Source organism: Burkholderia ubonensis subsp. mesacidophila, from assembly GCF_002097715.1.
GTDB classification, from domain to species: domain Bacteria; phylum Pseudomonadota; class Gammaproteobacteria; order Burkholderiales; family Burkholderiaceae; genus Burkholderia; species Burkholderia mesacidophila.
Genome location: NZ_CP020737.1, coordinates 2,023,937 through 2,036,927 on the forward strand (window position 1 = coordinate 2,023,937; position 12,991 = coordinate 2,036,927).

The following is a 12,991-nucleotide window of genomic DNA, read 5'->3' on the forward strand; positions in this document are numbered from 1 at the left end:
AGGGGCTTCATGACTGCATGTGCGACTCCGGCACGCTTGGCGTCAGCGTCCCGATTTCAGCTCGGTCCACAGACGCGTCTGCAGACGCTGGATTTCCGGCGGCAGCGGCTTGAGCAGGAACAGCGTCTTCACGACGTCGGCCGGCGGGTAGACGGCCGGATCGTTCGCGACGTCAGGCCGCACGTACTTGCGCGCCTCGGCGTTCGCGCTCGGGTAGTACACCGCGTTCGTGATCGCCGCGTGAACCTTCGGGTCCTCGATGTAGTTGATCCACGACAGCGCGGCTTCCTTGTTCTTCGCATCCTTCGGGATCGCCATCACGTCGAACCAGACCGGCGCGCCGCCCTTCGGGATGTAGTACTCGACCTTGTAAGGCTTCTTCGCTTCCATCGCGCGATGCTTCGCGATCACGACGTCGCCCGACCAGCCGAACGCGAAGCAGAGGTCGCCGCCGACCAGGTCGTTGATGTAGCCCGACGAGTTGAATTGCGTGATGTACGGGCGGATCTTCTTCAGCACTTCCATCGCGGCCTTGTAGTCGGCCGGGTTCGTGCTCATCGGATCCTTGCCGATGTAGTGCAGCGTCGCCGCGAACATCTGGTCGGGCGCGTCGAGCACCGACACGCCGCACGCCTTCAGCTTCGAGATGTTTTCCGGCTTGAACAGGATGTCCCAGTTGTCGAGCGGCACCTTGCCGAGGATCTGCTGGGCCTTGTTCACGTTGTACGCGAGGCCGGTCGTGCCGTACGCCCAGGGCACCGCGAACTTGTTGCCCGGGTCCGCGCCCGCGACGAGCGCCATCAGTTGGGGATCGAGATACTTGAGGTTCGGCAGCTTCGACTTGTCGAGCGGCGCGAAGATGCCGGCCGCGATCTGCTTGCCGGCGTAGTTGCTGGTCGGCACGACGATGTCGTAGCCCGAGCTGCCGGTCAGCAGCTTCGCCTGCAGCGTGTCGTCGCTGTCGTAGTTGTCGTAGCGGACCTTGACGCCCGTCTGCTTCTCGAAGTTCGGGATCGTGTCCTTCGCAATGTAGTCCGACCAGTTGTAGACATTGAGCTGCGTATCCTTCGCCGCCGCCGCCGATGCGCCCACGCACAGCGCGAGCGCCGCGAACCGGCCCACTACCTTTGCTTTCATCCCGTTCTCCCTCCGGCCGGACCGCTTGTCCGGCTGCCTCGTCATGGCGGCGCATTCTGGCGCTCCGCCCCTCGAAAACCCCGAAAACTACCATCATTCGCGCTCCGTCACAAAAAAATCATGCCGGTGTCGCGCAAACGGAACAGATTCCCGCCGCCGGCCGATCCGGCCGCCCGTGCGGCGGGGCATTCCGAGGGAAATTCTATCGGGTAATCGGCGGCTGTCCACCTGGAAAAACAGGCGGTGGCGAAACCGCCGTCGAGCGCCGGACGGGCGGCTTGCCCGGCGGCGGCGCACGCTGCCGTTTCACCGGTGAAATCGCGACGCGCCTCGCGCACCCGGCCCCAGCCGCCAGGGCCGGCCCGCTGTTGGCCGTGGCCCGTCATCGACCGCTTGGCCGCACTGTCACGACGACGTACCGGGACAGCATGCCGGCCGCACCCGCCAGGCCACCCGGCCCGATGCATTAAAATGATGACCTGACGATTCCACTGCGCCCCCCTCCGATGGCCTCCAATCTCCACGACCTGCCCGACAGCCCCTGCATCGGCGTGTGCTCGACCCTCTTCGACGAAGTCTGCAAGGGCTGCGGCCGCACAGCCGCCGAAGTCTCGAACTGGGTGTTCCTGAGCGACGACGAAAAACACGCGGTGTGGGAACGCATCACGCGCGAAGGCACGGCGATGCGCTTCCAGTACGACAAGCTGTAATCATTCTTCTCGCGCCGGCACATGCCGACGCGATGCACACGGCCGGGTTCCACCTGTCCGCGTGCGAGCCGCTCGTCGGCCGACTGAACGCTGCGTATCGCGCGCAGCCACGGCGTTGGCCACACGCCCCGCCCGGTTCCCTGCTTGCGTCGCCACCCGCCCCCAACGCGACAAACACGGCGACATCCGCTTCCCTTCCACCTTCCCGCCGCCGGCAAACGCCATGGCCGGCATGACGCCGCGCGTCGGCAATTCCGACCGGCGATTGCCGACCGACATGTCAAGGCCGCGTCACGCCCGATCTTCGACATCGTCCACCGAGATCGAATCCATACCGCTTTATCTTTATTGAAGCTGAAAAATATTTCATTTGACATTCGTAACGATCAAACCACCAGTTACCCCAAGACAAACCCAATTATTTTCACAAATAGAAATTTCAGATTCCATAAAAAAGTCGTGAAAATTTGTACATGTCCGATTTCAATTCCAGAATCTAATTGATAAATTCCACCTCGCTCACCGGAAATATCGGCGGGCGAATTTCCCTCCATTAGTCAAAAATCCGGATCACCCGAATCAAATTCGGAATTCCGGCTTATTACCTGGAACCCGTTCAGATGAAAGTTATTAATATGACGAACAAAATGTCCGGCCTCGTGACTGCGGGCCTGCTCGCGATGTGCAGCACATCCGCGTTCGCCGACTCGTTCGACATCAAGGTCACCGGCAAGATCAAGCCCGGCGCCTGCACGCCGACGCTCGCCGGTGGCGGCACGTTCGATTACGGACTCATCGGCGCGGCCGAACTCAGCCCGACCGAGCCCACGCTGCTCGCGGTCCGTTCGGATTCGATCACGATCACCTGCGACGCTGCCGCCCGCGTCGCACTGACGGCGCAGGACAATCGCGCCGGCACTGGCGCATTCTCCGGCAGTATCAATTTCTTCGGCACATCCAACTCAACCGGCACGCAATTCGGTCTCGGCACGGCCGGCGGCAAGAACATCGGCGCCTTTGCATTCCGGTTCAGGAAAAACACGTTCCAGGCAGATGGCGTGGCTGTCGATTCGATTTTTTCGAAGACCAGCGGCACCACCTGGGTCGCGTCCAACGGGATCGCCGACAAGACCGGAGGCTACGAGTCCTGGGCAACGAAAGGCCAGTTGGTGCCGATCGCGGCGAAGGTCTTCACCGGCACGCTCGACGTGCAGGCCGCCATCGACAAGACGTCGAATCTCGACATGAGCCAGGAAATCAATCTCGACGGCCTCGCGACCGTCTCGCTCGTGTACCTGTAATTCCGGTACGCCTCTTTCCGTCGATTGTCTTTATCGCCTGACAGGCGTTGACTGCGCCGCCGCTTCGACGAAGCGGCGGCGCAACGCACGCTTGCGCCAACAGATAGCCGAATCCATGAAATCTCCTGCGATCCATTCCCTGCGGTTGTCGTTGTTCGTCCCTCTCCTCGGTTGCCTGATCGGCGCGAACGCCGTACACGGAATGGGCGTCGTGCCCGATACGTCCGTGGTGATCGTCGACGAGGCCGATGGCGAAGGAACGATCTCGGTCAGAAACACCGACAACCAGCCGACGCTCCTTCATACGACGATCGAGCCCATTCCCGAAGACCAGGCCGAGCTCGTCATCGTGACGCCCCCGGTCGCGCGTGTCGAACGCGGCGCCGTGCAACTCGTCCGGTTCGTACTCGCCGGAAACGAACCGCTCGCAACGCAGCGCCTCGCCCGCGTGACGTTCTCCGGCATTCCACCGAAGCGCCAGGGCCGGAACGAGATCCGGACGATCCTTCGCCAGAACCTGCCCGTCCTGGTCCAGCCGCGCGACCTCGCGCGCAACGATGCGCCGTGGGAGTTGCTGAAGTGGTCGATCGAGGGCGGCGAACTGGTCGTGCGCAACGACAGCCGCTACGTGGTGCGCCTCGAACAGAAAGTGCAGTTGCTGCCGACGCAGCAGATCGTGTCGTTGCCGGCGCCCTACGTGCTGGCCGGACAGGCACGCCGGATCGCGTTCGCCAGCGGCGCTGCCGCGATGCCCGAGCGCGTCCGCCTGTTTCCCGCCACGGTCTATGGCTACTCGGTCGACCACTACGACGCGCCGCTCGACCTCGGTACGGCCGGTGCGGTCACGCGCCGGTAAGCGCCGCGCTGCCGTTTCCGGACCTGCAACGGCGGGCGCCGCTCGTAACCGGGACGTACTGCTTGCGTTCGGGCTGTACATCGCCGCAGGCAGCACGCCATGCGCCGCAACCTCCGGCGCCGGCGGCGCCCCGCCCGACGCGCTCGAATTCGATACGGGCGCGCTGCGCGAGCACCGCATCGACGCCACGGCCGCCCGCTACTTCGAGCACGCGCCACGCTTCGCGCCCGGCACCGCGTCCGTCAGGCTGACGGTCAACGGCAGGCGCGCCGGTCGCGCCGATGCGCGGTTCGACGACAACGGAAACCTGTGTGCCACGCCCGCCCTGCTGCATGCGGCCGGCCTCGTCGTCCCCGATGAGTTCCGCGACGCGGTCGCGCCGGCCACGAGTCCCGACGCGACCCCATGCTACGACTACCGGCGCTTCCATCCGCAGACGATCGTCACGCTGCGCCCGGCCGACGGCGCCATCGACCTCGTCGTGCCGGCCGACGCGCTCGCTGCGACCCGGCGCACGCCCGGCGCGTTCGAGCGCGGCGGCTTCGCGGGGCTCGTCAACTACGACCTGCTCGCGACGACGACGCGCAATCCCGCCGGCACATCGCATTACTGGCAGGCCACGACCGAAGCCGGGTTCAACGCGTCGGACTGGATCGTCCGCAGCAGCCAGATCGTCACGGTCGTGGACGGGCACGTTGGCGTCAACCATCAGGCGGCCTACGCGCAGCGCACGTTCGCGTCGCACGGCACGACGTTGCAGGCGGGGCAGATCGTCCCGCGCTCGACGCTGTTCGCGACCGGCCGGATGTTCGGCCTGCAGACGTTTCCCGACGAAGCGCTTGCTGTCGCGCCCGGGACGGGCGCACGGGTGACCGGGATCGCGCGTACGCAGGCGCGCGTCGAGGTGCGCCAGCTCGGCGTGCTGATTCATACGTCGCAGTTGCCGCCCGGCCCTTTTGCGCTGGGCGATCTGCCGCTCGTCAGCGGCACTGCGGATCTTGACGTGACGATCGTCGAGGCAACGGGCGACGCGCAGCATTTCATCGTGCCGGGATCGTCTCTGTCCAGCGCCGGGCTCGCCGCCGCGCAAGGGCTGGCGATCGCGGTCGGCCGCCTGCAGAACGACGGATACGCGCAGGCCCCATGGCTCGCGACCGCCACCCACGGCTGGCAGATCCGGCAACGCGCCCGGCTGAACGCCGGCATCCTGGTGTCGTCGCCCTTGCAGTCTGGCGCTGCGAGCGTCGAATTCGTCCCGCTTGCCGGCATCGATGCGGCCGTCGGCATCGACATCAGCCGTGCCGCCGGTCGACGCGGCACCCAGGCCCGTGTCACCGTGGCGAGCAACCGCGACACGGCGCTGAGCGCCAGCGTGTCGTTTGCACGGCGCACGTCCGGATACCGGGAGCTGACCGATGCCGTCCTCTCGATGGACGCATTCACGCCGCCGTCGCACACGCAATTCGCTGCCGCGCTCGGCTGGCACGATCGCGCGCTCGGCATGCTGTCGCTCGATTACACGCGTGTCTGGGTATTCGACGGCCCCGACATGCAACGCGTCGCCGGCACGTGGACCCGTCCGTTCGGGCTCGGATCGATTGCGCTGAACGTGAACCGTACGCTCGGCACCCGCGGCGCGGGCGGCACCCAGGTCTACGTCGGCGTGACCGTGCCGATCGGCAAGCGCAGCGTCAGCGCATACGCGAACGTCACCGGCGACTCGCTGCGCTCCGGCGCCCGCTATTCCGACACGTTCGGCCGCACCGGCAGCTACAGCGTCGCGGCCGACTACGACACCGCGATCCGTTCGCCGTCGATACGCGCGACTGTCAGCGCCACGCCAAGCCATGCGCGTGCGACCCTGAACGCCAGCCTCTACGGCGCCGGCCGTTCGACAATCGGTGTCAATCTGCGCGGCGCGGTCGCCCTGCTCGATGGCGTCGGCATGCTGTCGCCGTACGAGATTCGCGACACGTTTGCGCTCGCCAGCGTCGGCGATCGCGCCGGCATCGAACTCGCGACGCCGTCCGGCCCGGTCTGGACCGGTCGGCGCGGCCGAGCCGTCATCGCATCGCTGCCCGCATACGCGCTGACGTTCATTCGGGTCAACACGAAAAGCCTGCCGCGCAACCTCGACCTGAAGAATGGCCTGCAGACCGTCGAAGCCGGACGCGGCTCGGTCAGCCGCATCGAATTTGCCGTCGAGCAAACGCGACGCGTGTTGCTGACCGTAACGCAAGCGAACGGCGCGTTGCTGCCGACGCTGTCGACCGTCATCGACGACGGCGACCGGTTCGTGACCGTCACCGCAGGCGAAGGCAAGTTGCTGCTCACGGGCGCCCAACTGACCAAGCCGCTGCGGATCGCATTGCCGAACGGGAAGCGCTGCCGCCTGACGTTCGCGCTGCCGGACGTGCCGCCCGTCGCGACGCGCTACTACGAACGGGCCGACGCGCGCTGTGCGTCATCGCCCGATCCCGCCACGGGCAGCACATAAAAAAAAGCGGCACGCATACCGCCGTGCCGCCAACCCCAACTCTGTTCTATTGCGTCTGTCGCGTCAGTCGCGCGATCAGAACTTCATCCCGACGCCCACGCCGACGATCAACGGATCGATGTGCAGCGTGCCGATCGACTTGTCGCCGAGCGTCGCGTCGGTGCTCATCCAGATCTTCTTCACGTCGACGTTGACGAACACCTTCTTCGTCACCTGCACGTCGACGCCGAACTGCAGCGCCGGGCCGAAGCTGCTCTTCTCGATCGACACGCCCTGCCCGCCGACGTTGAGGCCGTTGTTGTAGAAGTACGTGTAGTTCAGGCCCGCGCCGACATACGGACGCACCTTGCCGGCATGGTTGAAGTGGTATTGCAACAGCAGCGTCGGCGGCAGCACGTTCACGCCGCCGAGGTTGCCGAGATTCGACGTCATCTGGTGCCGCGACGTGCCGAGAATCAGTTCGACGCCCAGGTAGTCGCGAATCATGTACGTGAAATCGAGCTCCGGCACGATCGCGTTCTTCACGCCGACGTTGATCGTACCCAGCGTGTCGCTGCCGCGCTCGTTCGGCTGAATGCTGATCGCGCGCAGGCGGGCCAGAAAATCGCCCTGGTAAATGCCGTCGCCCTGCGATGCTGCGTGCGACACCGACGGCATCGCGGCAAGACTCGCAGCGCATGCCGCGGCGGTAACAAATTTTTGAATCATTTTATGCATCTGTATGGACCCCCAAAGAACGGAATCCATTCTGCCGTCAGGGTCTTGGGTGCGTCTTGATGTTCGTCAAGCCAGCGTAAACGCCGGGCGGTTTGTCGCAGGCTCGCCCGCGCTGCCCGTGAGCAGCAGGTCGAGCAGGTCGCGCACGCTGCGGATCGCACGGCCGAACGGCAGCGCTTCGCGGCCGCGGAAGAACAGCCCGTTCGCGACGTCGCCGCGCAACGCGGCCGCGAGGCGCGTATCGATGCAGAAGTGCCCGAACTTCTCGATGCCGTCGCGCAGCCCGCACACGCTCAGGCATTCGAGCGCGGTCGGACAGCGCAGCTTCAGCGCGCCGAGCTTCTCGCGGATGCGCGTCTCGTTGCGCAGGTAGCGCTCGAGCCACGGCGTCTTCACCGCGCGCGCCGGCAGGCCCGTCACGCTGACGAACTCGACGATGTCGTCGGGGCTCGCGTCGGCGAGCACGCGCTTGAAATTCGGGTGGGCGTCGCCTTCCTCGGTCACCGCGAACGGCGTGCCGATCTGCACGCCGTTCGCGCCGGCGGCAAGCGCATCGCGCACCGCGTCGTGACTGTTGATCCCGCCGGCGACGATCAGCGGAATCCGCTCGCGCTCGAGGCCGAGCGACGCGATCACCTGCGTGGTCTCGTCGAGCACGCGCGCGAAATCGAAGCGCGCGTCGTGCATGTCTTCGAGCTGCGTGACGCCGAGATGGCCGCCCGCGTGCGCGGGATGCTCGATCACGATCGCGTCCGGCAGCCGGCCCTTCTTCATCCACTTCTTCAGCACGAGCGCGATGCCGCGGCTGTCCGACAGGATCGGGACCAGCGCGATGTCGCGGCCGTGCGTCAGGTCCGGCAGGTCGAGCGGCAGGCCCGCGCCCATCACGATCGCGTCCGCGCCCTCGTCGCAAGCGACGCGCACGTAGTCCGCATGCGCGCTGACCGCCTTCATCACGTTGACGGCGATCATTCCGCGCCCTTCGCCATAGGTCTTCGCGAGACGGATCTCGCGCGCGAGCGCCTCGAGATTCGCGGCCTCGAGCGTGGCGCGATCCGGTTGCGCGCGGCAGCGCGCGAGCAGGTCCGCATGGTGATGCCGCAGGTCGATGCTCGCGATCGTGCCGAGCGCGCCTTCGCGCGCGACGCTGCCTGCGAGGCGATGCGCGGACACGCCGACGCCCATGCCGCCTTGCACGATCGGCAGCAGCGAACGACCGCGTATCACGAGCGGCGGGAAGGAAGTGCGTGCGGACATCGGGTACCTCGTCGATCCATCGAAACTGCGATGATCGACGAATCGCCGATGCGCACCTTGAGCCGCGTCAAGAAAAAACGGCACGCGCGACGCGTGCCGTGTCGGGAATCGCGCGGCGGGCCGCTCAGGCCGGCTTCGCCGGCTTCAGCTGCATCGACTTGTATTCGAGGTATTCCTCGAGTCCGTAGACGCCGTTCTCGCGCCCGTGGCCCGACTGCTTAAAGCCGCCGAACGGCGCGGCCATGTTCCATGCGCCGCCGTTGATGTCGACCTGCCCGGTGCGCATGCGCCGCGCGACGCGCAGCGCGCGCTCGTCGCTGCCCGCCCATACCGCGCCGCCGAGGCCGTACGGCGAGTCGTTCGCGATGCGGATCGCTTCCTCCTCGTCGCGATACGTGATGATCGACAGCACCGGCCCGAAGATTTCCTCCTGCGCGATCGTCGATTTCGGATCGACGCGGCCGAACACGGTCGGCTTCACGAAGAAGCCCTTCTCGATGCCGTCCGGCAGGCCGACGCCGCCCGTCACGAGCTCGGCGCCTTCGTCGATGCCGCGCTGGATGTACGACTGCACGCGCTGCTGCTGCGCAGCCGACGCGAGCGCGCCGAGACGCGTCGCATCCTGCCGCGGGTCGCCCGCGACATACGCTTCGGCCGCGGTCTTCGCCAGCGCGCGCGCCTCGTCGTAGCGCGCTTGCGGCACGAGCATCCGCGTATGCGCGGAACAGGTCTGCCCGGCGTTCAGGTAGCACGCGTTGACCGTGCCCTTCACCGCCGCCGCGAAGTCGGCATCGTCGAGGATCACCGACGCCGACTTGCCGCCCAGCTCGAGCGCGACGCGCTTGACGCTCGCGGCGGCCAGCTCGGCCACGCGCTTGCCCGCGCGCGTCGAGCCGGTGAACGACACCATGTCGACGTCGGGATCGGTCGCGAGCACTTCGCCGACGACGGGCCCGTAGCCGCACACGAGGTTGAATACGCCGGCCGGCAGCCCGGCGGCATCGATCGCCTCGGCGAGCATGAACGCGTTGAGCGGCGCGACTTCGGACGGCTTGAGGACCACCGTGCAGCCGGCCGCGAGCGCCGGCGCGACCTTCAGCGTGATCTGGTTGAGCGGGTAGTTCCACGGCGTGATCGCCGCGACGACGCCGACCGGCTCGCGCACCACGAGCGAATTGCCCACTTGCGCGTCGAACCCGAACGACTCCGCGAGCTTCGCATACGCGTTCCAGTTGTAGATCGGCCCGCCGACCTGGATCGCGCGCGATAGCTTGATCGGCATGCCGACTTCACCCGTGATCGACTGGGCGAGCTCCTCGCTGCGCGCCTGCAGATGCTCGGCGATCTTGCGCAGATACGCGGCGCGGGTCGCGGGCGGGGTCGCGGCCCAGCCGTCGAACGCGGCGCGCGCGGCGCGGATCGCCGCCTGCGCGTCGGCCGGCTGCCCTTCCGGAATCCGGCCGATCACGGCCTCGGTGCCCGAGTCGATCACGTCGATCGTGCCGGCGCCCGCCGGTTGGCGCCACGCGCCGTCGATATAGAACTGGTCGTAGGTTTTCATCGTGTTCCGTCTCCTTGGAAGCGGCCATTTTAGCGAGTGTCGCGCTCGCCGGCCGACGCGCCCGCATCGTCGCCCTTCTTTCGATTGACAGCCATTAGAAAGGGTTTTAGCCTCTGGCGCCTCATTCATCATAAAAAAGGAAGATGCCTTGAGCATTCTGACCAAAATCGAGGGTGGTTATCTTCAGGTGCTGCGCGTGATCGTGCTGCTGTTCGCGACCGCGGTGCTGGCCGGCGGCGTCGTGTTCGGCGTGATCGGCCTCGACGCGCAGCTGTCGAAGGCGCCGAAGATCGATTCCAACGTCCAGATCGACCCGGCGTCGTTTGCATGGGAATCCGGCGCGCAGTCGCCGTCGAAGGCGCCGGACGACGCCCCGGCCGCGAAAACCGACAACGGCTCGCCTGCCGCGCGCCTGTCGGCGCAACTGAGCGGCATCGTGCAAAAGCACGGCCGCGCGGTCGTCTCGCCCAACTACACGGTCGAACGCGACGTGTATGAACCGTCGTTCGAGCAGGCCCTCGAGCGGGACGACCCACTGCCCATCACCTATTTCGAGCAGCAGGCCAGCTATCTCGACAAGGTGCTGTCGCGCCAGGACGTTGCGGCCGGCGTTAAACAGAAGGTCGCCGCGCACGGCGACGAAACCGCGCGCGAGGAAACGTACAACGAGGTCGTGTCGGCGATCATGCGGGACTTTGGCGAGCGCTACGGTGCGAAACGAACCGCGCTCGAGAACGAGAAGAAGGCGGCCGACGAAGCGGCTGTCGAGAACGCGCAGACCGCGCGCTTCGCCGGCGCCGCTGCGCTGATCGCGCTGTACTCGTTCGTCTCGCTCGCCGTGCTGATCATCCTGATCCGGGTCGAGCGCAGCATCCGCTCGATTGCGGCCGAGACGCGCGCGACGCGATAAGTCCGTAGGGGCCGCCCGTACAGGACCCGCGCCGCGGCGGCTGCCGCTGCGCCCCGCCGCCCCGTTCCCGGGCATTCGACTCGCCGCCCGCACGCCCCCCTCGACGCCTCACCGACTTCGTCACTGCAGCCTCCGCATCCGCCCGGGTGCGCGGCATGGTCCGCATCGTGCTATGTTTTTAGTATCGGCACCGGTGCCTTGCGCCCGGCCGCCACCCGGAACTGACGCTTTTCGTGAGCGCTGCCATGACCGACGCCCGTCCCACCCTCGGCTCGCACGACCGCCTGGAGCTCCTCTGCTGGCTCACCTGCGGCAATCTCGGCGCGTACTACCTCAATGAGGCATGGCCGGATTCCGCGTTCCAGGTTCAGGCCGCGCACCGCTGGCTCGACCGCCACCACCGCGTCGCCGACTGGCTGGCGATCGCGAAGCTGTCCGCGCTCGCGCAGGACATCGCGAAACGCCATGCCGGCTTCGTCGACGCGGCCTGGGCGCGCGACGCGGTCGAGGAGATCGTCGACACCGACGACCTGAACTATCAGGCGCGGCTCGTGCAATGGGTGTACGACGACTGCTGCAAGGCGCTCGCGGATCAGCGGCTGGCGGATTGACGACAAGGTGGATATGGGGCGCACGGATCGATGCCCGGGCGCCGTGCCTGCGGCCCAACCGAACCTCGAACATGCAAGGATGATCGCGTGACGCGCCCATACCGACTTCTGCTGCTGGCCGGCGCCTTCGCCGTGCTTGCCGCTTCCGCCGGCGCGGCCACCCCGGCGGTTCCGCTCGCGGCGGCGCCCGTCAGCGCATGCCCGTCGCCGTCGTTCGACCGGTATCCGGCACGCGCCGTGCGCGCGCCGCACGCGCTGCCCGACGCACCCCGGCTGCGCAGCAAGGTAGCCCGCCTCTACCGCACCGTCATTCGAGAAGAGTTCACGCAACCCGCCAATTTTGCCGGTCACTACCGCGTCGTCAGATGGGGTTGCGGAACCGACTGCCGGAACTTCGCGATCATCGACAAGTACACGGGAACCACCTACACGATGCCCGGCGTGCAGGAGATCTCGGGGGTCATGGGCAACGGCGACGAGCGGCTCGATTTCCGGGCCGACAGCAGGTTGCTGATCGTCTCCGGCTGCTTCGACGACGACTGCGACCACGGCAACGCGAAGGCGGCCCGCTTCTTTTACGAATGGACCGGCACGCGGTTGCGCGTTGCCGGCACGTGTCCGCTGCCGATCGAGCCGGTCGAGTGATGGCGGCCTGACTTGCCCGCCGGTCGGCGCGACGGCCAGTCTGGCCAGGTGCTCAACGCTGCAGCACGATCTCGACCCGCCGGTTGCTCGCACGTCCTTCGGCTGTCGCGTTGGTGGCGACCGGATCGGCATCGCCGCGCCCGGTCGCAGCAAACGCATCGGCCCGCACCCCATGATCACGAAGATAGGCGGCAACTGAATCCGCGCGTCGTTGCGACAACTGGAGATTGGCAGCCGTGGAGCCGACCGCGTCCGCATAACCCGTGACGGCCACCCTCGCGAAACGTGTGCCGGTTTGCCGGCTCAGCAGCGTATCGAGCGTGGCGCGTGCGGACGGCGTCAGCTTCGCTTCGCCCGACGCGAAGAATGCGTCGCCCGTCAGGGCGACTTTCTCGGCCGGAGCGGGCGCCTCCGCGGCGGGCGCCGGCGTGGGCGCGCCGCCGGCGGCGCCACACTGGAACACCAGCGTTCGTGGCTCGGCGCCATCGCGGTACGGCCTGGCCGAATCGATCACGCGCACCGGCTCGTCGCCGCACATGCGCTTCGCCGCCTTCATGCAGGTCGCGTGGCTTGAAACGATGCCGTGACAATCGACCTGGTAGGTGCGAATGCCTTCTCTCGGTTGCAGCTCGGATGCGCTGAACGTCGGCCCGGACGCGCTGGAGCACGCCGCAAGGGACAACACGGACAGAACGAGTGCGACGCGAATATGCTTCACTGTAGTACTCCGGAAAAGGGAGGGTGCGCAAGCGAACGCCGCCCGGCCATGCAGGCGGGTTCGCGCATCTC

The 12,991-nt window shown here is 66.8% G+C and carries 13 protein-coding genes; 7 read left to right on the forward strand and 6 right to left on the reverse strand.

Going from position 1 to position 12,991, the window contains the following annotated elements; genetic code table 11:
• Positions 1-42: 42 nt before the first annotated feature.
• A complete protein-coding gene (locus tag B7P44_RS09510; protein ID WP_084906565.1) occupies positions 43-1,137 on the reverse strand; it encodes a polyamine ABC transporter substrate-binding protein in 1,095 nt (364 codons plus the stop codon).
• Between the two features lie 107 nt (positions 1,138-1,244).
• Complete coding sequence (locus B7P44_RS36240; RefSeq protein ID WP_133118125.1) at positions 1,245-1,523, reverse strand: hypothetical protein; 279 nt, start codon at positions 1,521-1,523, stop codon at positions 1,245-1,247.
• 120 nt (positions 1,524-1,643) lie between these two features.
• On the opposite strand from B7P44_RS36240, the gene B7P44_RS09515 reads away from it, so the two are divergent.
• From B7P44_RS09515 to B7P44_RS09530, 4 genes are all read left to right on the forward strand, one after another.
• Positions 1,644-1,847 carry a DUF1289 domain-containing protein gene (locus B7P44_RS09515; protein WP_059234082.1) on the forward strand — a complete coding sequence of 68 codons (204 nt, stop codon included), beginning with the start codon at positions 1,644-1,646 and terminating at the stop codon, positions 1,845-1,847.
• Between the two features lie 635 nt (positions 1,848-2,482).
• Positions 2,483-3,148, forward strand: a complete 666-nt coding sequence (locus B7P44_RS09520; RefSeq protein ID WP_231716603.1) for a DUF1120 domain-containing protein — start codon at positions 2,483-2,485, stop codon at positions 3,146-3,148.
• Positions 3,149-3,263: 115 nt separating this feature from the next.
• On the forward strand, positions 3,264-4,004 hold the full coding sequence (locus tag B7P44_RS09525) for a fimbria/pilus chaperone family protein (protein WP_084903257.1): 741 nt from the start codon (positions 3,264-3,266) through the stop codon (positions 4,002-4,004).
• Positions 3,985-6,501 (forward strand): fimbria/pilus outer membrane usher protein, encoded by a 2,517-nt coding sequence (locus tag B7P44_RS09530; RefSeq protein ID WP_084903260.1) that lies wholly within the window; start codon positions 3,985-3,987, stop codon positions 6,499-6,501. The genes B7P44_RS09525 and B7P44_RS09530 overlap by 20 nt, the downstream gene beginning before the upstream one ends.
• Positions 6,502-6,576: 75 nt before the next feature.
• On the opposite strand, the gene B7P44_RS09535 is transcribed toward B7P44_RS09530, so the two are convergent.
• The 3 genes from B7P44_RS09535 to B7P44_RS09545 all read right to left on the reverse strand — a co-directional run bounded on the left by B7P44_RS09535 (position 6,577) and on the right by B7P44_RS09545 (position 10,036).
• On the reverse strand, positions 6,577-7,218 hold the full coding sequence (locus tag B7P44_RS09535; protein WP_084903262.1) for an OmpW/AlkL family protein: 642 nt from the start codon (positions 7,216-7,218) through the stop codon (positions 6,577-6,579).
• Positions 7,219-7,284: 66 nt separating this feature from the next.
• Positions 7,285-8,475 (reverse strand): NAD(P)H-dependent flavin oxidoreductase, encoded by a 1,191-nt coding sequence (locus tag B7P44_RS09540; RefSeq protein WP_084903265.1) that lies wholly within the window; start codon positions 8,473-8,475, stop codon positions 7,285-7,287.
• Between the two features lie 124 nt (positions 8,476-8,599).
• Positions 8,600-10,036 carry an aldehyde dehydrogenase family protein gene (locus tag B7P44_RS09545; protein WP_084903268.1) on the reverse strand — a complete coding sequence of 479 codons (1,437 nt, stop codon included), beginning with the start codon at positions 10,034-10,036 and terminating at the stop codon, positions 8,600-8,602.
• 148 nt (positions 10,037-10,184) lie between these two features.
• Here B7P44_RS09545 and B7P44_RS09550 point away from each other — a divergent pair, with 148 nt between their 5' ends.
• The 3 genes from B7P44_RS09550 to B7P44_RS09560 all read left to right on the forward strand — a co-directional run bounded on the left by B7P44_RS09550 (position 10,185) and on the right by B7P44_RS09560 (position 12,202).
• Positions 10,185-10,946, forward strand: coding sequence for a hypothetical protein (locus B7P44_RS09550; protein ID WP_133118126.1), 762 nt, complete (start codon positions 10,185-10,187; stop codon positions 10,944-10,946).
• 245 nt (positions 10,947-11,191) lie between these two features.
• Positions 11,192-11,557 (forward strand): hypothetical protein, encoded by a 366-nt coding sequence (locus B7P44_RS09555; RefSeq protein WP_084903272.1) that lies wholly within the window; start codon positions 11,192-11,194, stop codon positions 11,555-11,557.
• Between the two features lie 87 nt (positions 11,558-11,644).
• Positions 11,645-12,202 carry a hypothetical protein gene (locus tag B7P44_RS09560; RefSeq protein WP_088511432.1) on the forward strand — a complete coding sequence of 186 codons (558 nt, stop codon included), beginning with the start codon at positions 11,645-11,647 and terminating at the stop codon, positions 12,200-12,202.
• A 52-nt stretch (positions 12,203-12,254) separates the two neighbouring features.
• Here B7P44_RS09560 and B7P44_RS09565 read toward each other — a convergent pair whose 3' ends face one another.
• Positions 12,255-12,920, reverse strand: coding sequence for an OmpA family protein (locus B7P44_RS09565; RefSeq protein WP_088511433.1), 666 nt, complete (start codon positions 12,918-12,920; stop codon positions 12,255-12,257).
• Positions 12,921-12,991: the final 71 nt, after the last annotated feature.

Excerpts from the sequence above, each read along its gene's own strand:
- B7P44_RS09510 (WP_084906565.1), bottom strand. The coding sequence starts at position 1,137 with ATGAAAGCAAAGGTAGTGGGCCGGTTCGCGGCGCTCGCGCTGTGCGTG.
- B7P44_RS36240 (WP_133118125.1), bottom strand. The coding sequence starts at position 1,523 with ATGACGGGCCACGGCCAACAGCGGGCCGGCCCTGGCGGCTGGGGCCGG.
- B7P44_RS09515 (WP_059234082.1), top strand. The coding sequence starts at position 1,644 with ATGGCCTCCAATCTCCACGACCTGCCCGACAGCCCCTGCATCGGCGTG.
- B7P44_RS09520 (WP_231716603.1), top strand. The coding sequence starts at position 2,483 with ATGACGAACAAAATGTCCGGCCTCGTGACTGCGGGCCTGCTCGCGATG.
- B7P44_RS09525 (WP_084903257.1), top strand. The coding sequence starts at position 3,264 with ATGAAATCTCCTGCGATCCATTCCCTGCGGTTGTCGTTGTTCGTCCCT.
- B7P44_RS09535 (WP_084903262.1), bottom strand. The coding sequence starts at position 7,218 with ATGCATAAAATGATTCAAAAATTTGTTACCGCCGCGGCATGCGCTGCG.
- B7P44_RS09540 (WP_084903265.1), bottom strand. The coding sequence starts at position 8,475 with ATGTCCGCACGCACTTCCTTCCCGCCGCTCGTGATACGCGGTCGTTCG.
- B7P44_RS09545 (WP_084903268.1), bottom strand. The coding sequence starts at position 10,036 with ATGAAAACCTACGACCAGTTCTATATCGACGGCGCGTGGCGCCAACCG.
- B7P44_RS09555 (WP_084903272.1), top strand. The coding sequence starts at position 11,192 with ATGACCGACGCCCGTCCCACCCTCGGCTCGCACGACCGCCTGGAGCTC.